This window comes from Eikenella exigua (assembly GCF_008805035.1).
In the GTDB taxonomy this organism is placed as follows: domain Bacteria; phylum Pseudomonadota; class Gammaproteobacteria; order Burkholderiales; family Neisseriaceae; genus Eikenella; species Eikenella exigua.
The window spans coordinates 1,558,383-1,576,728 of record NZ_CP038018.1 but is presented as its reverse complement, the minus strand read 5'-3'; the positions used below and the strand labels follow the sequence as shown (position 1 = coordinate 1,576,728).

Below are 18,346 nucleotides of genomic sequence, written 5' to 3'. Positions count from 1 at the left end.
TGAAAGCTATTAGGCCGAGTCAGCAAGCCATCATTCCATTTTTCAGGTAGCCTCAACTCATACCTAAGATTTCAAACAATTCAATACCTTGGTTTAACCATAGAAAAGGCTACCTGAAATTTCAGCTTCGCGGTAATTCCGCTCTGCTGTGTTTCAGGTAGCCTCAATTCCAACCGGCTTAACTACTATTGCGCTGCTGTGCCGGAAATATCCACGGTAACGCGACGGTCGGGCTGCAGGCAGGCTTTCAGAGCCGCAGTAGCGCGAGTGCCGGTACAAGCCGTGGTAACCGGCTGGCTTTCACCGACGCTGGCTACGCTGATGGGGGCTTGTACGCCTTTGCCTTGCAGATAGTTTTTCACTGTTTGAGCACGCCGCAGGCCGAGGTTGTAGTTGTATTGCTCGCTGCCGAGACGGTCGGTGTGGCCGGTGAGGGCGATGCTGTCGATATGAGCTTGACGGCTAACGAGGTTTTCGGCCAAGCGGTCGAGGGTGGCTTTGCCTTCGGGCAACATATCGGCAGCATCCGATTGGTTGAAGCGGAACAGGGCATCAGCCGAGAGGTTAATGCGCTCAACTTGCGGCGCTGCCACAACGGGTTGCGCAACAGGAGCTTCTTCGGCACACCAGCGGTGGTGTACGTCGCGGGCGGCGGCTTGGCTGCTCAAACCGGCGGCCAAGGCGGTGAGAAGGAGGGTTTTTGTAATCTGATTCATTGTATTCAATCCTTGTTGGGGCTACCTGAAAACTGTTCGTTCAAACTTTTTCAGGTAGCCTTTGCTGCATCAAACGCTTACTTCCAAGTGTATTTGAAACCTACGCTGCCACGATAACCATGGCGGCTGGTGCTGCCAAAGTTGTGTTGGTAGCGGGCATCGCCATACACATAGGCGTTGTTGGATACGGGCAGCTGGGCACCGAGGCCAACTTCGCCCCAAGTGGCGTTGCGTTTCTCGCGCACATTATCTTCACCAATATCTACGCCATGCGGCTTGATAAAGTCGTGCCATACGTTGGCCACGGCATAGAAGGTGTTGGTACGCAGGCTGCGGCTGGGGCCGTTGTAGGCCAGGCGGGCGCCGAGGCGGCCGCGCAAGCTGTGCTGCTTGTCTTGGCTAACTTGGCGGATACCGTCGTTGAAATCTTTGAGACCAACGTATTGGTATACCAGTTGTGCCTGCGGCTCAATCAGCCAGCCACCTTGGTTATCGGCATGGCTGCCTAAGGCAAACGGACGGCCAACTTCGGCGGAGAGGGCAGCACCCCAGCCGTTTTGTTTCACGCTGGCGCTGTCGCGATCTTGGTATTTATTACGCAACCAGCTCAGCTGGCCAACCAAGTCGAAGTAGCTGCCGTTGGCGGCATAGTAGGTGTTGCTCAAGCCGAGGCTAACTGCATCGGTAGTGCCTTTACCGCTGTAGTGGTCAGGGCTGATGCTGCCGTTTACAGCACGATAGCGGTCGAAAAAATCGGTACTGGCTCGGGTGTAGGCCAGGTAGCCGCCGGTGAGACGGTGGCCGCCTTTATCGTTGCGGTGAACAGCGAAGTCGTGGCCGATCTGGAAGCCGCCCATTTTGGTTTCGAAATTGAAGCGTTCTTTGCCATCGCTATCGAGGCGGCTGCCAAGGAGGCGGGTCCAAGTTTGGCCTTTGGCTTGCTCGCCGCAACGGGCGCAATCATCCCAAGCCAGGGTTTGGTTCTCGCCACGGCGCTCGTGCAGAGTACCGATGGTGTGGTGGCCAATTTCTTGGTTCACTTGCGGCATCAACACATAGCCGGCTACGGCAGGGGCGTAAATGTAGGTCGACGGACCGGCGTTGGGGTCGGCAAACAGCGTCCAGGCATACACGTTTTTACCGCCGGCAGTGCTCTTCAATACAAGCTGAGCTTGGCCGGCATTGGTGGTATTAGCCGTACCGGTAAAGATAGCATTGCCGTCAGGCTGGCCTTCTTGCTGATTAGGGGCATTGGCACTCGGGGTTTCTACAGTAACCACATCAGACGAGAATTGCTGGGCGTTGGTTTTGCTGATGTTACCGATGATGCCGTTCGGTGTGCTAACCACAGTAGTACCGCTAGCGGTGCCTTTAATGATCAGGTAATCAGAATCTTTGTCGGCATCGCTATTCCACAGGGTGTTCACCACCAATTTACCGTTATTGCCGGTGTAGTCGCCGTTTACGGTGATGGTTTTGTAGTTGCCCACAGCAGCTGTAGTCGGTGTAGCAAAGGCTACGGTGCCGGCATTATCCAGGCTGGTTACGGTGGAATTGCCGGTATTGTTCCAAGTGGTACCGTTAGCCAGCTCCACGGAAGAAGTACCTGCCGCCAGCGACATAACACCATTCAGCACCGCGCCATTAGTGGCAACGAGTGAGTTGGTGCCAGCAACTGAATTGAATACGTTGGTGGTGCCGGTTACCGTACCGCCATTAACGTTGATGGTGTTGTTGCCAGCATTGGCTCGCAAAGCATCACCATTGGCTTTCACCGTTGCGTTGTTCAGGTTGGCTGTACCGTTATTCAGCGTTTGTACGGCAACACTGTTGGCACCCTTCAGATCAAGGTTACCTGAATAGTCCACTGTACCGCTATTTTGCGCACTGTATCCAGTCACACCTGCTGCATTGGTAGTGGTGTTCAGCTCAGAAACCAGTTTGGTGGTGTTATCACTGGCGCTACCTGCAATCAGTTGATTCTCCAAACCATAGCTTTTGCCATCTGCCTTACCGATGGTGGCACCAGTGGCGCTGTCAGCAACGGTTGCCGTGCCCTTCAGATTGCCGGTTGCACCGCCGGACACCAGCGCAACAGTTGCGCCGTTTCCAGTGAGGTTGAACGTACCATTATTTACTGTGATGGTGGATGCTTTGTTGGCATTGGCATCTTTGCCGTTGCTGGCCAAGATGACTGCATCTTTACCGGACGCGGTTACGTTCAAGCCTGCCGCATTAATGGTGCCGCCTGCTTCCGCACGGAATAGAGTGGAGTTTTCAGTAGTGATATCGGTGTTATTAGCCAAAGCCGCTACATTAGCGGTAGCTGAACCACCGTGAATATAGTAGGCGATTTGGTTTTTTGCGTTGTTGGCGTCATCGAACACGGTTGTCATGTTCGAATTCACGTCCATCGCTGAGTTGCCGCGCGCATGGGCACCGATTACGTTATCGCCTTTCAGCGTCAACGTACCATCTACCACCACATCAGCCTTACCTGTGCCTCGTCCTTCAGCATAAATGCCGTAGTTACGGGTAGCAGTGTTGGCGCTGGTTTCTTCCACGATAATTTTGCTGCTGGCAGTATTGGTAATCTTGGCCGTATGCCCAGCTTCGGCCACAATGTTCTCGCCCACAGCATTGGTGCCGCTCACATTAATTGTGCCGGCATTAGTGATTTGTGCAGCCCCAGAATTTTGCGCTTGAACACCGATATTCTGCTTCGGCTGACCGCCTGCTACCGTGGCATTGCCCAGTACATTAATGACGCTGTTCGCACCCAAATTAACCGTAGTCGAGGCATTGCCGTTACTTGCCCTAACAGCGGTTGCACCTTGGGTTTCCTTACCGATGGTAATAGTGCCATCGTGATTTACGGTAGCATTGTTGCCTCTCACCAAGATACCAACCTGATCCGAGGTGTTGCCAATTAGAGTAGTGGGCGCGTTCTTGCTATATTGTGCGGTACGGCCGATGAAGATTTCGCTGCCGGCTTCGCCCGTAAACGTACCATTGTCTTCCACACGTACGCCATGCACAGGATTGTTCGGCGTGTGATTCACCGCAACGTTAATAACACCGCCGGCCTGGTTTACAGCTGTGGCATTATTGTTTACCCGAATACCGTAGTTATTGAAATTTAGGTTGGGATAAGTAAAGCCGGCAACGTTGATGATACCGTCGTTTTTGAAAACGCCATTATTAGTAGCATTAACTGTTGTCCCTTCAACATAAACATCGTTTTTATTGGCCTGACCGGCTTTACTGGTATCAAAATTATCAGAAGCGTAATAGCCGCCAGAAATCACACCGTGGTTTTCACCGACACTACCCACACCGCGCACAACCAAGCTGCTGAAGACGCCGGACAAATTAGCGCCTTCTTCGATAACGGCCTTACCGCCTTCTTCAGCCAACATACCGCCACCGGTATTTTGCCCTGTACGATGGTCGATTTGACCACCATTCTTCAATGTAGCAGTTGAGCCGCTGCCGGTAGCAGCCAAAACCCAAATTTCTTTGGTCGGCAGCAACGAATCCGGAGTGGGCGTAATGGGGTTAGGTTGTTCAAACTTATAATTTTGAGTTTTGGCAGCCTCATTGAACCAACGGTCATACGCTGCCTGTTGGGTTTCGCCAGGTTTGGCAAAACCTGGCTTGCCGATAGCCGGTTTCAAAACATTGTTGTTGTAATTGATCAGATCTTGTACCGTGTCGAGCCGATGGGAGCTGCCATCCATAAAGGTAACGGTTTTCGGCTGGAACAAAGTCTGGGTAATAGATAATTTATCGGATGCAACCACATTTTGCTCAAACCGGATGCGGTTTTTAGACGTCCATTCCGCTGAAGCACCATTTTCAGCCTGCACCATGCGCGTATCTTTTGCAGCGATAGGCGTAGCCGTACGGTTGGTGGCAACGGTATTATCTACTATAGCAGCATTGGGATCCCCCAAAGAGGCAATAATTTTGCTGCCACTGCCGGTGGCGGTGCCGATGCGCATATCCACATAAACATCATTCCCTGTCGCCACGATGCTATCGATGTCCAACGCGGATAGAAAGCCAATATTATTGTATACGTTAACAGTTTGATTACTGCCGCTGATTGGGTCGGTAACAGTACGGGTTTCCCCCTTTTGATTGGGATTCACACGCTGCAAATCACCCAACTGCTGGAGAATAGCTGGATCGGTAAACAAATCACGTAGCTTGCCGGCTCGGAATGAGCTGCCTGCTGATGTAATTTTATTGATGTCTGGGGTGGTTACGGTAACGGTATCACCATTATTAGCCAAAGCCTGACCAACCTTACGGTCATTAACGGTTGCGCTGAATGTGCCCATATCACAGCTACCGCCATTGGCTACAGTACTACCGTCGCCGCAGGTAGAAGCCGCTGCGGGCAAAGCAGATACGCCAAGACCAATCACTGCAGCAGAAGCCAGCAGCTTGGCGGCAGAATTACTGGAAGATTTTTTCCGACTAGCACGCTCCAGCTCTGAGCACACCACCCAGCTGCCGCGCTCTTCAGAGTACACGATATTATATATTTTATTCATTAAATCAACTCCTTAAAGTGCAAATACGCTGATGCATTTGAACAGGTTTCAAATGCTCGCATACCATTCCGCAAAATAAAAGCGACGGATTTTAACATATGCAAACAAGGGAGCTAACGAAAACTCATCACCAACAACAGCAATTGATGGATAAAAGATACAAAACAGTAATACAACACATCTCATTGAACTGCTTACTCTAAATGGATACTGTTTCTCTGTTATCAATGTGCAACAACTAGTTTCAGGTAGCCTTTCCCTATCCGAAGGCTACCTGAAACACCCTGCCCATCCCTGTGTTACCATAGCGCCCATCTTTTCACATCACGCCATACACCATGCCCACCAAACACATCCTGCTCGGCATCAGCGGCGGCATTGCTGCCTATAAATCCTGCGAACTCGTGCGCCTGCTCAGAAAACAGGGGCATACCGTGAGCGTGGCCATGAGCCGCGCCGCTGCCAGTTTCATTTCTCCGCAAACCTTCCAAGCCCTGAGCGGGCACATTGTGTGGACGGACGATACCGCCGACTCCGCCGACGGCATGACGCACATCCGCCTCAGCCGCAAGGCCGACGTATTCCTCATCGCCCCCGCCAGTGCCAACACTCTCGCCAAAATCGCCCACGGCATAGCAGACAACCTGCTCTCCACCTTGGCCGCCGCCCGCGCCTGCCCGCTGGCCGTCGCCCCTGCCATGAACGTGGAAATGTGGCGCAACCCGGTCAACCTGCGTAACATCGCCCAACTACAAGCCGATGGCATTACCGTGTTCGGCCCCGCCAGCGGCAGCCAGGCCTGTGGCGAAACCGGCGAAGGCCGCATGCTCGAAGCCGCCGAATTGGCCGAACTGCTGCCCGATTTGTGGACGCCCAAACTGCTGGCCGGCAAACGCGTGTTGCTCACGGCCGGCGCCACCTTTGAAGCCATCGATCCCGTGCGCGGCATCACCAACCTGTCCAGCGGCCGCATGGGTGTGACGCTGGCGCAGGCCTGCCGTGCCGCCGGGGCGGAAGTGGTGCTGGTGGCCGGGCAGCTTCAGGTAGCCCTGCCTGCCGGAGTGGCCGTACACCACGCCCACAGCGCGCGTGAAATGCACGAAGCTGTGATGCGGGAAGTAGGCAGCTGCGACGTATTCATCAGCGTAGCCGCCGTAGCCGACTACCACGTGGCCAACCGCAGCACCGAAAAGCTGAAAAAAGACGGCAGCGGCACGCCGCCCGTTATCGAATTGGCCGAAAACCCAGACATCCTCGCCGCCGTGGCTCGGCTGCCCAACGCGCCCTTCTGCGTGGGTTTCGCCGCCGAAAGCCACAACGTGCTCGAGCACGCCCGCGCCAAACGGCTGCGCAAAGACGTGCCGCTAATCGTGGCCAACCACGCCGTCAGCGCCATGGGCAGCGGCAACAACCAAGTAACACTCATCAGCGATTCAGCCGAAACCGCGCTGCCGGAAATGGGCAAACGCGATACTGCTGATGCCATCGTGGCCGAAATCGCCCACCTGTTGGAAAAGGCTACCTGAAGCCCTGCCCTATGGCTGCAGTAGGTTTTTCTATACCAAATAGAGCAGCAAGAAGAACCAAAGCAGCAACCCAAAAGCAACGCTTGAACGATACTATTTTCAGGTAGCCTTACGCCCAACAGGCTACCTGAAAACGAGGCTTCCAAAGGAAGGCGAGTTTCTGCGAAGCGCGGTTTTGGCGCAGCCAACGCTGAGCTACTGCCAAGCTAAAATGCAACTGTAATGTAGCTAAAACAAAAAAACCGTGCCGCCGGAAAGCTCCAGCGGCACGGTTTTTATTGGGCAAAGATTACTTACGCAGATTCAAGCGGGTAATCACATCGCGGTAGGTATCCACATCGGTATTGCGCAGGTAGGCCAACAGGCGGCGGCGGGCGCTCACCATTTTCAACAGGCCGCGGCGGCTGTGGAAATCTTTCGGGTTGGCTTTGAAGTGCGGAGCCAGATCGTTGATGCGGAAAGTCAAGAGAGCGATTTGCACTTCAGAAGAGCCGGTATCGCCTTCTTTGCGCTGGAAATCTTTGATGATTTGCGCTTTTTGTTCTACGGTTAATGCCATAATAAAACTCCAAAAATATAGCCTTGCGGCCGGACAAGCTGGCCGAGCCGGGAAGACCCACGCCAACTCCTAATGCCTGCTAAAACAGGCAGGCGCGAATTATGGCACAAAACCGCTGCCAAAAACAGCCGCATAGGCAAAATCGCACTAAAGATGATGCCGCTGTGCAACCAAAAGGCTACCTGAAAACGAGGCTTCCGCAGAAAGCTGAGTTTTCAGGTAGCCTTTTAGCCGAAAACCGAACTTCCGCTACAACCGCTGCCGCATCTGCTCAAACAAGCAAACGGTGGCCGCCATCGCCACGTTCAGCGATTCGGTTTGCGCCGCCATCGGAATATGCACGAGGCGGCTGGCCGCGGCCAGCATGGTTTCGCTCACGCCCGCGCCTTCGTTGCCAAACAGCCAGGCAGCAGGCGCGCGTAAATCGCAATCGTACAGGCTCATACTGTTGCGGCGTAGCGCAGTGGCCAGCAACGGCACGCAGCATCGCTCCCGCCACGCCGCCAAATCCGGCTCAACAAACAAGCGCAGCGCAAAATGCGCCCCCATGCCCGCGCGCAACACCTTGGGCGACCACACATCGGCACAATCATCGGAAAGCACCACCTGCCCCACGCCCGCCGCTGCCGCGCTGCGCAGAATCGTGCCGATATTGCCCGGGTCTTGAATACGCTCCAGCACCACGCAATCGGCCTCGGCATCAAACGGCTCGGCAGGCGGCAGCGCAATCAGCGCGGTGATTTCTTCGGCATCGGTGAGGCTGGTGATTTTCTGCAAGGCCGCGCCCGCCGTCTGTACCACCCGTTCGGGTGGCAGCTGCGAGAGCAGCCGCGCAGTTTCCGGCTGCTGCATTTTGCTTGCCGGCACATAAGCTTGTAGCACCTGCCCGCCGGCCTGCAAATAGGCGGAGAGCAAATGCGCCCCTTCCAGCACAGCCTGCCCGCTCTCGCGGCGCGCACGGGCGCTGCGCAGCAGTTTGGACAGATGTTTGAGCGCGGGGTTTTGGGCGGATTCGATGGTGTTCATGGCGGCAGATTATATAGCAGGGCAAGGTAATTTTGCTTGTTCAGACAGCCTTTCGGCACACAAACCAAGGCTACCTGAAAACGAGGGTTCCGTAGGAAGACGAGTTTCTGCGAAGCTAAAGCACTGGCTTCAACGAAATTAAAACTGCTTTCCCATTTTTCAGGTAGCCTCTTTTCATGACACATCAATCTTGTAATCTTCCGGCGCAATCCATTTAAGCTTATTCACAAACAGCCAGTCCACCGCAAACGCCCCGGCCACAGGCACAATCACAAACACCAGCAGCGACACCGCCAGCTGCCCAGCACCCCAGCCAGCGAGTTTCAAATGGTTCACCGGCCCGATGAGGCCGCTGATGCCGAAACCGGCGCTAAATTCCGTGCCTTGGATGTGAAACAGCGAAGCCAGCACCCCAGCCAGCGCGGCATTGAGCATAATCGGCAGCAAGAGCTTGGGTTTAGCCACGATATTGGGCATCGAAAGCTTGGGCGAGCCCACAAAATGCGCCGCGCAAGTGCCCAACGGGTTCACCCGCCGCCCAGCCACGGCCAACGAAAACGCACAGGCACAAATGCCCAAATTGGCCGCGCCCGAGCCCACCCCGGCCAAATGAATCGCTGTGGCAATACCCACGGAAGACACCGGCGACACAATCAGGCAGGCAAACGCGATGGCAATCAACACCGCCATCAGCGTTTGCTCCAGCGTGAGCAGGTGGGCAATCCACGAGCCCAGCAGCTGCGAAAAGCCGATGAAATACGGAAACGCCAGCCGCCCCAGCGCACCCGCCACAAACAGGCTCACCACGGGCACCACCAAAATCGCATAGCCGCGTACCTTGCCACGCAGCAGCACAATCAGGCCGGCGGCAATGCCGGCAGTGAACACCATGGTGAAAATATCGCCCGTGCCCTTGAGCTGGATGATGCCGTCGGCAAAGCGCACCGCTCCGCCGGCGGCCATGGTGGCCAGCCCCACCGAAATCGATTCAATTGGTGTGAATTTAAACATATAGCCGATGGCCACGCCCACGGCGATGCCGACCATGGCGTTGGTGGCACCGATCATCTGCGTGAGCATGCCCAGCGGCTCGCAATACGGCGTGAGCGCCTTAAACAGCTCGCCCAACAGCGCACCTGGCACCAGAGCTACCACAATGCCCAAGGCCGAGCCGTTGAGCAGGTGCATCATAAAGGATTTGGGGGTGAGTTTTTCCATGATTTCACTCCTTTGGAGAAAGATTTATGTATGGAGAAATATAACGCTGCCGATAAAAGAGCGCAAATTTGCGTGGTTTGGGCGCGGAAACGGAAAAGCTACCTGAAACCGGCCAACCCCACACCGAATACATCATGACCAAACTCAGCCTCCCCCTCTGGCATATCCCGAGCAAGTCCGCGACATCTTGCTCGCCCTGCCCGTAACCAAGCACAACCGCGTCCTGTACGAACTTGTTTGGCGATTTGACCACAATAACCCGCAAGGCATACCGGAAACTAAAGCTCTGCCTGCGCCCCTGTGCCTGCTCTGGCACAACCCGCGCTTTCAGGGGCTGGAAAACATCAAATGCTGGCTGGAGGAAGTGCCCAACTTATGATGATGACAATGGCTCATGGCTTGCCCGGCAACCCGAAATCGAAGCCCTGCTTGATGTGCTCCACCCTGAAGCCTGCCGCGTGTATGGCGAGCATGGCGGCATGTGGCAAAGCGCGGAAACGTTTGCCTTCTTTGTTGCCCGAATGTTTGCCCGCAATACCGAAGCTTCGCGCGGTATGGCAGGGACTGCCTCTACTGAAGTGAAGCCCTCTGCTGCCAACGTCCCAATTGGGCGGAATGGCTCAAAAACGAAATCCGCAAGCTGCAAGAAAAATAAGGCTCAACATAGGCTGCCAAAAAATTTTAGCTCCATAGAAACTCGTGCTGCTCGTTTTAATTTCATTGAAGCTGCGCTTTAGCTTCACAGAAACTTTGCTTCGCATCGTTTTTCAGGTAGCCTTTAATTATTGGGGGATTGGGGCTGCCTGAAAGCGCAGTTTCAATGAAGTTAAAAACCAATCCTTCCACACACCATTCAAACCAAACCATGCTGCCCATCCGCCAACGCCTTTTCTCCTTCCTGCGCCAAGCCGCCACGATGGCTGCCGCCTTTATCGTTATCAGCCTGCTGCTTGACTGGTATCGCGCCCCTGTCGTGCCGCCCCAGACTGCCGTACTGCCGCTGCACACCCTGCAAGGGCGGCAAACCACCTTGTCCGAACTGGGCCGCCGCCGCACTACTGTGCTGTATTTCTGGGGTTCGTGGTGCGGTATTTGCCGGCACACCTCTCCGGCGGTGGATAAACTCGCGCGCAACGGCGTGCCCGTGGTGGGCGTGGCCTTGCAGTCGGGCGGCGATGAAGAAGTGAGGAGCTACCTGAAAACGCACGGCTGGCAATTCGATACAGTAAATGATGCAGACGGCGTCTGGGCGCGGCAATGGCAGGTGCAGGTAACGCCTACCATCGTGCTGGTGAAAAATGGCCGTGTGCGCCACAGCACCACTGGGTTGTCCAGCTATTGGGGCCTGCGGGCGAGGATTGCTTTGTTGGATGTGCTGGATGGGTGAGGCTACCTGAAAATTTGGGTAGGGAACCGGCTGAACTGCCGATACGGCGTTGGGTTGCTTGGCCGGATTCTTGTTATTGCCTGCGGCTCGCTGCCTTGTATCGATTACAATTCAGTCCGCTATCGCTCCGCAGAAACCCTGCTGCGCGTCGTTTTAACTTCGTTAAAGCCGCGCTTTCAGGTAGCCATTGCTTGGCAATCCGTAGAAAAACCTCTATCCTTGCCGCCGCGTAACAGCAATCTTCATCAACATCAAGAAAAGGATAGCAAAATGGCAAACATCACCTTCCGCGGCACGCCCGCCAACACCGTAGGCAACCTGCCCGCCGTTGGCGCCGCCGCTCCCGCCTTCACCCTCACCGTCGCCGATTTGTCCGACAAAACTTTGGCCGACTTCGCTGGCAAACGCAAAGTGCTCAATATTTTCCCCAGCATCGACACCGGCGTGTGCGCCCAATCCGTGCGCACCTTCAACCAACGCGCTGCTGCGCTGCAAAACGCCGTGGTGCTGTGCATTTCCGCCGACCTGCCCTTCGCCCTTTCCCGCTTCTGCGGCGCGGAAGGCATTGAAAACGTGGTAATGCTCTCCAGCTTCCGCAGCAGCTTCGGCGCCGACTACGGCATCACCTTAGCCGACACCCCGCTGTGCGGCCTCACCGCCCGTGCCGTGGTAGTGCTGGATGAAAACAATAAAGTGCTGCACGCCGAACTCGTGCCTGAAATCGGCCAAGAGCCCAACTATGAAGCTGCTTTGGCCGTGCTGTAACCCGGCTTAGCTAAGCCAAAGCCAAACTGCCTGCATCCATTGTGTGCAGGCGGTTTGGCTTTGGGTGGTAGGGCAGGGAGGGGCTATCTGAAATACTCCGCAGCGGGATTTTTGCGAAGGGTTTCAGGTAGCCTTTGTTGTGTGTCGGTTGCAACAGCTGTTTCGGTTCACTCGCTGATCACAACCCAAACACCGTGGTATCGCCAGCGCCTTGGCGGATAAGCTCGGTGCCGTTGGTCATATCGATTACCGTGGTCGGTTCGGTGCCGCACCAGCCGCCATCGATGATTAAATCCACGGCGTGTTCGAGCAGGTTGCGGATTTCGTAGGGGTCGGTTTGCGGCTCGGTTTCTTCGGGCAGCATCAGGGTGCAGGAGAGCATGGGCTCGCCCAGCTCGGCCAAAAGGGCGAGAGCGATTTGGTTGTCGGGCACGCGAAGGCCGATGGTTTTGCGTTTGGGGTGCAGCGTGCGGTTGGGCACTTCTTTGGTGGCGGGCAGGATAAAGGTGTATGCGCCCGGGGTGGCGGCTTTGAGCTGGCGGAATTGGCTGTTGTCCACCTTGGCATAAGTGCCCAGCTCGCTCAAATCGGCGCACATGAGGGTGAGGTGGTGTTTCAAATCGATTTGGCGGATGGCTAGGATGCGTTCCATGGCTTCCTTATTACCCATCTGGCAGCCGAGCGCGTAGCAGGAGTCGGTGGGATACACGATCACGCCACCCTGGCGCACGATTTCGGCGGCTTGTTTCACCAGCCGCTCTTGGGGATTTTCGGGGTGGATGGCGAAGAATTGTGCCATGGCTCTCTCCTGCTGGAAAAACGAGTATTTTAAGCCTTTATGCTGCGCCTTGTCCTGAATTAAATTGAATTCACGCTGCTTAAATCCCGTTGTGTTTTTCAGGTAGCCTGTTTACCTGTTTAAACCTAAGCCAGCAGCCTGTGTGCCTGCTGTTTGATATAATACCGTATCCATTCATAACACAGCAGATTAATTCTCTAATATAGGCGTGCCAACGCTATATTGGAGAACCTAAGTGTTTAGCTATACACACCAAATCATGCTCGAAGAACTAGCCCACATCGCCCTGCCCGGCTTTTTGCTGCTGGCTTTCAGCATCAGTGCCGCCACCGAAACCTCCACCGCCCGCAGCGAAACCGCTCCAGCCGAAATTTCCTATCTCTGTCAGCTGGCCGACGGGCGCAGTGTGCGCACCTCCTTGCCGCAAGGCCGTTGCCGCCCCGTGACTAAGTCTTTGGTGGAGGAAGAGGCTGATTTGCCCAAGCAGGCTGCCGCTGTGTTTGCCCCCGTGGTTGCTGCCTCCGCATCCGCTAGCCAACCTGCCAATAAAGCTGATGGTGGCAGCAGCGAATTGCCCGCCATATGGCAAGAAGCCGTGGCTGCCGCCAGCGATGTGGAAATCAGCAAACCCGTGCCCATGCGCGTTACCCTGCGCCACCAGCCCGAGCGTCGCGCCCCCGTGTACCCTGCGCCGGTGATTGCTGCCAAACCGCTCACACCCAAGGAAATCATCGCCCGCGACATTCGCCGTGAAGAACGTGCCTTGGCACAGGTAGAACGCGAGCTGGCCACTGCCCGCCGCAACAACCAGTCTGATCGTGCCGGCAACCTGCAACTGCAAATTGCCGACCGCCGCTCCGGCTTGCAGTCGCTGCGCCAAGAGCTGCGCCGGCATCAGTAGGCTACTGTTGTAAGCATGATTAAAGGCTACCTGAAAGGTTTCAGGTAGCCTTTTGATATTTTGAGTGCTTGCAGATTTGTTCTTTTGCAAGGAATAGGATGGTATTTCAGGTGGTCTGCGCCGCTGAGGCTACCTGAAACAAGCCCGAATATCCTCGCATCAATAAACTTGCACACCTGCCTGGAACATGGCAGGCTACCTGAAAATTCTTCATGAAAGAGAAGTCATGTTTCAGGTAGCCTTTTCTTTTGCTGGCTGGAGGTGCGCATGAGCCGGCAAACTATCGTGATTATCGGCGGCAGCGGCTTTATCGGCCGCCATCTGGCCGCGGCGTATCAGGCCGACGGCCATCGTGTGATCATCGTTAGCCGCCATCCGGCCAGCGCGCGTGAGGTGGATAAGCGTTTTGAATACATCGCCGCGCTGCACCACCTCTACGACAGCATCCGCCCCGATTTGCTGATTAACCTGGCGGGGGCGTCGGTGGGCGGAGGCCGCTGGACAGCGCAACGCAAGCAGGAGCTGTTGCAAAGCCGCTTACAGCCGGTGCAGGCTGTGGCTGACTGGCTGCGCCGCCACCCGCAGCCGCCGCGCCTCATCATCCAGGCTTCCGCCGTGGGCTATTATGGCAATGGCAGCGCGGAGGGCTGGCCGCCGTGTGCGGAAAACGCACCACCGCAAAATGTTTTCCCTTCGCAGCTGTGCCGGCAATGGGAAGCGGCGATACAACGCGTACAGCAGGAGAGCGGCGTGCCGGTGGCCGTATGCCGCTTTGGCGTAGTGCTGGGCAGGGATGGCGGCATTTTGCCGCAGCTGCTCAAACCGGTGCGCTACTGCGCGGGCCGGCTCGGTAGCGGCGAGCAGCCCCTGCCGTGGGTGCATATGGATGATATCGTAGCCTCCATCCGTTTTCTGGCCACGCAACCGCACAACAGCTTTCAGGCCTACAACATTACTGCCCCCAAGCGCACCACCCAGCTCGACTTTGCTCGCGCTGCCGCCCAACGGCTGCGCCGACCGCTGTTGTTTTCCGTTCCCGAGCAAGTGTTGCGCCTGATGCTGGGCGAGCAGGCCGATTTGGTGCTAGACGGCCAATTTGCCCCACCGAAAGCCCTGTTGCAGCAAGGATTTGAGTTTGCCTTCCCCACCATTGAGCGTGCGCTCGACAACTTGCTGGATTAGGCCGCCCAATTCAATCCTTAGCCGTTGCTTAAAATCAGGTAAAATAGCGTTTTCCTGTTTTAAATTTTCCCCCGAAAGAATGCCATGACTCAATCCCTCAGCTACCGCGATGCCGGTGTCGATATCGATGCGGGCGACCAACTGGTCGAAAACATCAAACCCTTTGCCAAGCGCACCATGCGCCCCGAAGTGTTGGGCGACTTGGGCGGCTTCGGCGCACTGGTGGAAATCAGCAAAAAGTATCAAAACCCCGTGCTGGTAAGCGGCACCGATGGCGTAGGCACCAAGCTGAAACTAGCGTTTGAATGGGATATTCACGACACCGTGGGCATCGACCTGGTGGCCATGAGCGTGAACGACATCCTCGTACAAGGCGCAGAGCCGCTGTTTTTCCTCGACTATTTCGTCTGCGGTAAGCTCGATGTGGCGCGCGCCACCGATGTGATTAAAGGCATCGCCGAGGGCTGCGAACAATCCGGCTGCGCCCTGATTGGCGGCGAAACGGCCGAAATGCCCGGCATGTATCCCGAAGGCGAATACGATTTGGCCGGCTTCGCCGTGGGCGTGGTGGAAAAAAGTAAAGTCATCAACGGCCGCAGCATCCGGCCCGGCGACGTGGTGCTCGGCCTCGCCTCCAACGGCGCGCACTCCAACGGCTATTCACTCATCCGCAAAATCATCGAGCGCAGCAATCCCGATTTGGATGCCGAGTTCGATGGCGGTAAAACCCTGTGCCAAGCTATCATTGCGCCCACCCGCCTGTATGTGAAGCCGATTTTGGCAGCGCTGGAAAAATTTGAAATCAAAGGCATGGCGCACATTACCGGCGGCGGCCTCACCGAAAACATCCCGCGCGTGCTGCCCGAAAATTGCGTAGCGCAAATCGATGCCCAATCCTGGCCGCTGCCCAAATTGTTCCAATGGCTGCAACAGGCTGGCAACGTGGAGCAACAGGAAATGTACCGCACCTTCAACTGCGGTATCGGCATGGCCGTTATCGTGCCTGCCGAGCAGGCCGATGCGGCGCAGGCCTTCCTCGCCGAACAAGGCGAAACCGTGTACCGCCTGGGTACAATCCGCGAACGCGCGGGAAGCGAGCATCAAACGCAGGTGGCATAAATGGTTTCAGGTAGCCTAATTATTGGTATGAGGAGGCTACCTGAAAAATCTAAGTGCTTCTTATTTATTAAGATTAAAAAGGGGAGGTAATGGGCGTTTATCGCTGCAACCATTGTAAACAACTAGGGGAACATTCTGTACAAGAAGGTGCCGTATGCCAAAAATGTGAGCAGCCAGTTACCGTTTACGATACCGTGTATTTCATCAGCCAGCTGATTAACCGCTACGCTGCTGTTATGCGTGAACTAAATGCGTTGAAAGAGCAGGAAAGCGAACAGGTTTCTAATTTAGCAAATGAGGCCACACAATCAAGTGATACCAATCCACTATACGGCATTAAATTGTCGAATACTGAAGTTCTAAGTACTACACAGCAGCATTTCGGATTGGCGCAATGGTTTGCTGACAAACAAATTACCCCAAACTTCGACTATTCCGCCGTGGACATGAGCGGCTATTACGATGAAGCTGCCGAACGTATTGGGCAGTATTACAACGTATTTAAAGACATTATCAGTAGAATTGCTTGGTCATACCGCAATAGCCACAGCGGGCTGAATTTGGATTTGAAAAAATACTCGCAAAAAGACGCCCAACAAATTAACACCCTCTGCCGCGAGTTTTATAGCAACACCCTATTTTCCCGTTATTCTTATCAAAAACAAGATAAACTCATCCACTTGAAACTACAAAGTGCCGCACCTGTCCGCCAATTTTTTAGTGGTGAATGGCTGGAGTGGTATGCACTCGGGCAGATATTGAAAGAAGCCAAGCAACGAGGGAAAACTTACTCTTTCTCTTGTGCCAGAAGCTTGGAAATTCGTTTCGCCAATGAAGACCTGCATGAACTGGATGTCGTCTTTCTACCTACTGGCAAGCAGCCTTTGGTAATCGAATGCAAAACCGGTGAGTACCGTCGCGATTTGGATAAATACCTTACCCTACGCAAACGGCTGAATATTCCCGCCGAAAACTTTATCTTACTGGTTACCGATATAGACGAAGCACAGGCCAAGGCTTTCAGTAGTATGTATGAATTAACATTCCTGACCCTGCCCATGCTACCTGAACACATTAAGGTGCTAATGTAGGCAGAAGTTACAAAAACCATTTCTACCAATTAACAAATAAAGGCAACAACATTATGGCAAAAAATATCGTAGTAATCGGCGCGCAATGGGGCGACGAAGGCAAAGGTAAAATCGTAGACTGGCTGGCTGAAGAATGCGCCGGCGTGGTGCGTTTCCAGGGTGGCCACAATGCTGGGCACACGCTGGTGGTGAACGGCAAGAAAACCGTGCTACGCCTGATTCCCAGCGGTATCCTGCATGAAAACCTGCATTGCTATATCGGCTCCGGCGTGGTGGTTTCCCCCGAAGCCCTGCTCGGCGAAATCGATGAGCTGACTGCTGCCGGCGTGAAAAACGTGGCCGGCCGGCTACACATCGCCCCCACCTGCCCGATGATTCTGCCCTACCACATTGCGCTCGATCACGCCCGCGAAGCTTCCAAAGGCACTGGTAAAATCGGCACTACCGGCCGCGGCATCGGCCCGGCTTATGAAGACAAGGTATCCCGCCGTGCCATCCGTTTGGGCGATTTGGCCGATGCCAAATTGTTGGCCGACAAACTGCGCGCCAATCTCGAAGTGTACAACGTGCAGCTGCAGCATCTGCACGGCGCCGAGCCCGTGCAGTTTGATGACGTGATGGCCAAAATCAACGCCTTCAAAGAGCGTATTTTGCCCATGCTAGCCGACGTATCGCGCAGCCTGCATGACACCATCCAGCGTGGCGAACGCCTGCTGTTTGAAGGAGCACAAGGCACGCTGCTGGATATCGACTACGGCACTTATCCCTTTGTTACCTCATCCAACTGTTTGGCAGGTGCCGCTTCCGCTGGTGCAGGCGTACCGCCTCAGGCATTGGATTATGTGCTCGGGATCGTGAAAGCCTACACCACCCGTGTCGGTTCCGGCCCCTTCCCCACCGAACTGTTCGATGAAACCGGCAAAGGCCTGGCCGAACGTGGCAACGAATTCGGCTCGGTAACCGGCCGTGCCCGCCGTTGCGGCTGGTTTGATGCCGCCGCCCTCAAGCGCTCCATCCAAATCAACGGCATCAGCGGCCTGTGCATCACCAAACTCGACGTGATGGACGGCATCCCCGAAATCAAAATCTGCACCGGCTACACCCTGCCCGACGGCAGCACCACCGATATCCTGCCCTTTGGAAGCGATGCCGTGGCCGGCTGCACCCCGATCTACGAAACCTTACCCGGCTGGACAGAATCCACCTTCGGCGTGCAAAGCTTTGATCAACTGCCGGAAAACGCCAAAGGCTACCTGAAACGCATTGAAGAAGTGTGCGGAGCACCCATCGCCATCGTCTCCACTGGCCCAGATCGCGTGGAGACCATCGTGCTGCAGCATCCGTTTACCAATTAAACCACTGGGCTGGATGAGAAAAGGCTACCTGAATGGGTTCAGGTAGCCTCCTCCATGTACAAGGTGAGTGCAGAGCAACTTTGTGAGCCATATTACGAGAGAAATATTGCAAGGGAAAGCTCCAGTATACGTGCGGCACA

General features: G+C 55.2%; 16 protein-coding genes. 10 read left to right on the top strand and 6 right to left on the bottom strand.

Annotation, left to right across the window (positions count from 1 at the left end):
* Window positions 1–185 precede the first annotated feature (185 nt).
* Window positions 186–716 (bottom strand): OmpA family protein, encoded by a 531-nt coding sequence (locus EZJ17_RS08140; RefSeq protein WP_067441910.1) that lies wholly within the window; start codon window positions 714–716, stop codon window positions 186–188.
* A 77-nt stretch (window positions 717–793) separates the two neighbouring features.
* Window positions 794–5,278, bottom strand: a complete 4,485-nt coding sequence (locus EZJ17_RS08135; RefSeq protein ID WP_067441907.1) for an autotransporter outer membrane beta-barrel domain-containing protein — start codon at window positions 5,276–5,278, stop codon at window positions 794–796.
* A 338-nt stretch (window positions 5,279–5,616) separates the two neighbouring features.
* On the opposite strand from EZJ17_RS08135, the gene coaBC reads away from it, so the two are divergent.
* Window positions 5,617–6,804 carry a bifunctional phosphopantothenoylcysteine decarboxylase/phosphopantothenate--cysteine ligase CoaBC gene (gene coaBC / locus EZJ17_RS08130; RefSeq protein ID WP_067441904.1) on the top strand — a complete coding sequence of 396 codons (1,188 nt, stop codon included), beginning with the start codon at window positions 5,617–5,619 and terminating at the stop codon, window positions 6,802–6,804.
* Between the two features lie 289 nt (window positions 6,805–7,093).
* Here coaBC and rpsO read toward each other — a convergent pair whose 3' ends face one another.
* The 3 genes from rpsO to EZJ17_RS08115 all read right to left on the bottom strand — a co-directional run bounded on the left by rpsO (window position 7,094) and on the right by EZJ17_RS08115 (window position 9,607).
* Window positions 7,094–7,363 (bottom strand): 30S ribosomal protein S15, encoded by a 270-nt coding sequence (gene rpsO / locus EZJ17_RS08125; RefSeq protein ID WP_003823508.1) that lies wholly within the window; start codon window positions 7,361–7,363, stop codon window positions 7,094–7,096.
* Window positions 7,364–7,612: 249 nt separating this feature from the next.
* A complete protein-coding gene (locus EZJ17_RS08120; protein WP_067441901.1) occupies window positions 7,613–8,389 on the bottom strand; it encodes a TrmH family RNA methyltransferase in 777 nt (258 codons plus the stop codon).
* 174 nt (window positions 8,390–8,563) lie between these two features.
* Window positions 8,564–9,607, bottom strand: a complete 1,044-nt coding sequence (locus tag EZJ17_RS08115) for a PTS sugar transporter subunit IIC (protein ID WP_067441899.1) — start codon at window positions 9,605–9,607, stop codon at window positions 8,564–8,566.
* 68 nt (window positions 9,608–9,675) lie between these two features.
* Between EZJ17_RS08115 and EZJ17_RS10660 the strand changes: the two genes are divergently transcribed.
* From EZJ17_RS10660 to tpx, 4 genes are all read left to right on the top strand, one after another.
* Entirely contained in the window at window positions 9,676–9,813 is a 138-nt protein-coding gene (locus tag EZJ17_RS10660) for a hypothetical protein (RefSeq protein ID WP_231868056.1), read from the top strand.
* A gap of 39 nt (window positions 9,814–9,852) precedes the next feature.
* Window positions 9,853–10,344 carry a hypothetical protein gene (locus EZJ17_RS08110; RefSeq protein ID WP_231868055.1) on the top strand — a complete coding sequence of 164 codons (492 nt, stop codon included), beginning with the start codon at window positions 9,853–9,855 and terminating at the stop codon, window positions 10,342–10,344.
* Between the two features lie 137 nt (window positions 10,345–10,481).
* Window positions 10,482–10,994 carry a protein disulfide oxidoreductase gene (locus EZJ17_RS08105; RefSeq protein ID WP_167508200.1) on the top strand — a complete coding sequence of 171 codons (513 nt, stop codon included), beginning with the start codon at window positions 10,482–10,484 and terminating at the stop codon, window positions 10,992–10,994.
* A gap of 270 nt (window positions 10,995–11,264) precedes the next feature.
* Window positions 11,265–11,759 carry a thiol peroxidase gene (gene tpx, locus EZJ17_RS08100; RefSeq protein ID WP_067441896.1) on the top strand — a complete coding sequence of 165 codons (495 nt, stop codon included), beginning with the start codon at window positions 11,265–11,267 and terminating at the stop codon, window positions 11,757–11,759.
* A 178-nt stretch (window positions 11,760–11,937) separates the two neighbouring features.
* Here the strand turns inward: tpx and EZJ17_RS08095 are convergent, their stop codons facing one another.
* Window positions 11,938–12,558 carry an L-threonylcarbamoyladenylate synthase gene (locus EZJ17_RS08095; protein WP_067441893.1) on the bottom strand — a complete coding sequence of 207 codons (621 nt, stop codon included), beginning with the start codon at window positions 12,556–12,558 and terminating at the stop codon, window positions 11,938–11,940.
* Between the two features lie 235 nt (window positions 12,559–12,793).
* Between EZJ17_RS08095 and EZJ17_RS08090 the strand changes: the two genes are divergently transcribed.
* The 5 genes from EZJ17_RS08090 (at window position 12,794) to EZJ17_RS08070 (ending at window position 18,206) form a co-directional block, all read left to right on the top strand.
* Complete coding sequence (locus EZJ17_RS08090) at window positions 12,794–13,459, top strand: hypothetical protein (protein WP_067441890.1); 666 nt, start codon at window positions 12,794–12,796, stop codon at window positions 13,457–13,459.
* A gap of 267 nt (window positions 13,460–13,726) precedes the next feature.
* Complete coding sequence (locus EZJ17_RS08085) at window positions 13,727–14,641, top strand: TIGR01777 family oxidoreductase (RefSeq protein ID WP_067441888.1); 915 nt, start codon at window positions 13,727–13,729, stop codon at window positions 14,639–14,641.
* 84 nt (window positions 14,642–14,725) lie between these two features.
* Entirely contained in the window at window positions 14,726–15,760 is a 1,035-nt protein-coding gene (gene purM / locus EZJ17_RS08080) for a phosphoribosylformylglycinamidine cyclo-ligase (RefSeq protein ID WP_067441885.1), read from the top strand.
* Window positions 15,761–15,849: 89 nt separating this feature from the next.
* Window positions 15,850–16,851 carry a DUF1887 family protein gene (locus tag EZJ17_RS08075; protein WP_067441882.1) on the top strand — a complete coding sequence of 334 codons (1,002 nt, stop codon included), beginning with the start codon at window positions 15,850–15,852 and terminating at the stop codon, window positions 16,849–16,851.
* A 53-nt stretch (window positions 16,852–16,904) separates the two neighbouring features.
* Window positions 16,905–18,206 carry an adenylosuccinate synthase gene (locus EZJ17_RS08070; RefSeq protein ID WP_067441879.1) on the top strand — a complete coding sequence of 434 codons (1,302 nt, stop codon included), beginning with the start codon at window positions 16,905–16,907 and terminating at the stop codon, window positions 18,204–18,206.
* Window positions 18,207–18,346 lie beyond the last annotated feature (140 nt).

Coding starts and splice junctions, on each gene's coding strand:
- EZJ17_RS08140 (WP_067441910.1), bottom strand. CDS start 716: ATGAATCAGATTACAAAAACCCTCCTTCTCACCGCCTTGGCCGCCGGT.
- EZJ17_RS08135 (WP_067441907.1), bottom strand. CDS start 5,278: ATGAATAAAATATATAATATCGTGTACTCTGAAGAGCGCGGCAGCTGG.
- coaBC (WP_067441904.1), top strand. CDS start 5,617: ATGCCCACCAAACACATCCTGCTCGGCATCAGCGGCGGCATTGCTGCC.
- rpsO (WP_003823508.1), bottom strand. CDS start 7,363: ATGGCATTAACCGTAGAACAAAAAGCGCAAATCATCAAAGATTTCCAG.
- EZJ17_RS08120 (WP_067441901.1), bottom strand. CDS start 8,389: ATGAACACCATCGAATCCGCCCAAAACCCCGCGCTCAAACATCTGTCC.
- EZJ17_RS08115 (WP_067441899.1), bottom strand. CDS start 9,607: ATGGAAAAACTCACCCCCAAATCCTTTATGATGCACCTGCTCAACGGC.
- tpx (WP_067441896.1), top strand. CDS start 11,265: ATGGCAAACATCACCTTCCGCGGCACGCCCGCCAACACCGTAGGCAAC.
- EZJ17_RS08095 (WP_067441893.1), bottom strand. CDS start 12,558: ATGGCACAATTCTTCGCCATCCACCCCGAAAATCCCCAAGAGCGGCTG.
- EZJ17_RS08085 (WP_067441888.1), top strand. CDS start 13,727: ATGAGCCGGCAAACTATCGTGATTATCGGCGGCAGCGGCTTTATCGGC.
- purM (WP_067441885.1), top strand. CDS start 14,726: ATGACTCAATCCCTCAGCTACCGCGATGCCGGTGTCGATATCGATGCG.
- EZJ17_RS08075 (WP_067441882.1), top strand. CDS start 15,850: ATGGGCGTTTATCGCTGCAACCATTGTAAACAACTAGGGGAACATTCT.
- EZJ17_RS08070 (WP_067441879.1), top strand. CDS start 16,905: ATGGCAAAAAATATCGTAGTAATCGGCGCGCAATGGGGCGACGAAGGC.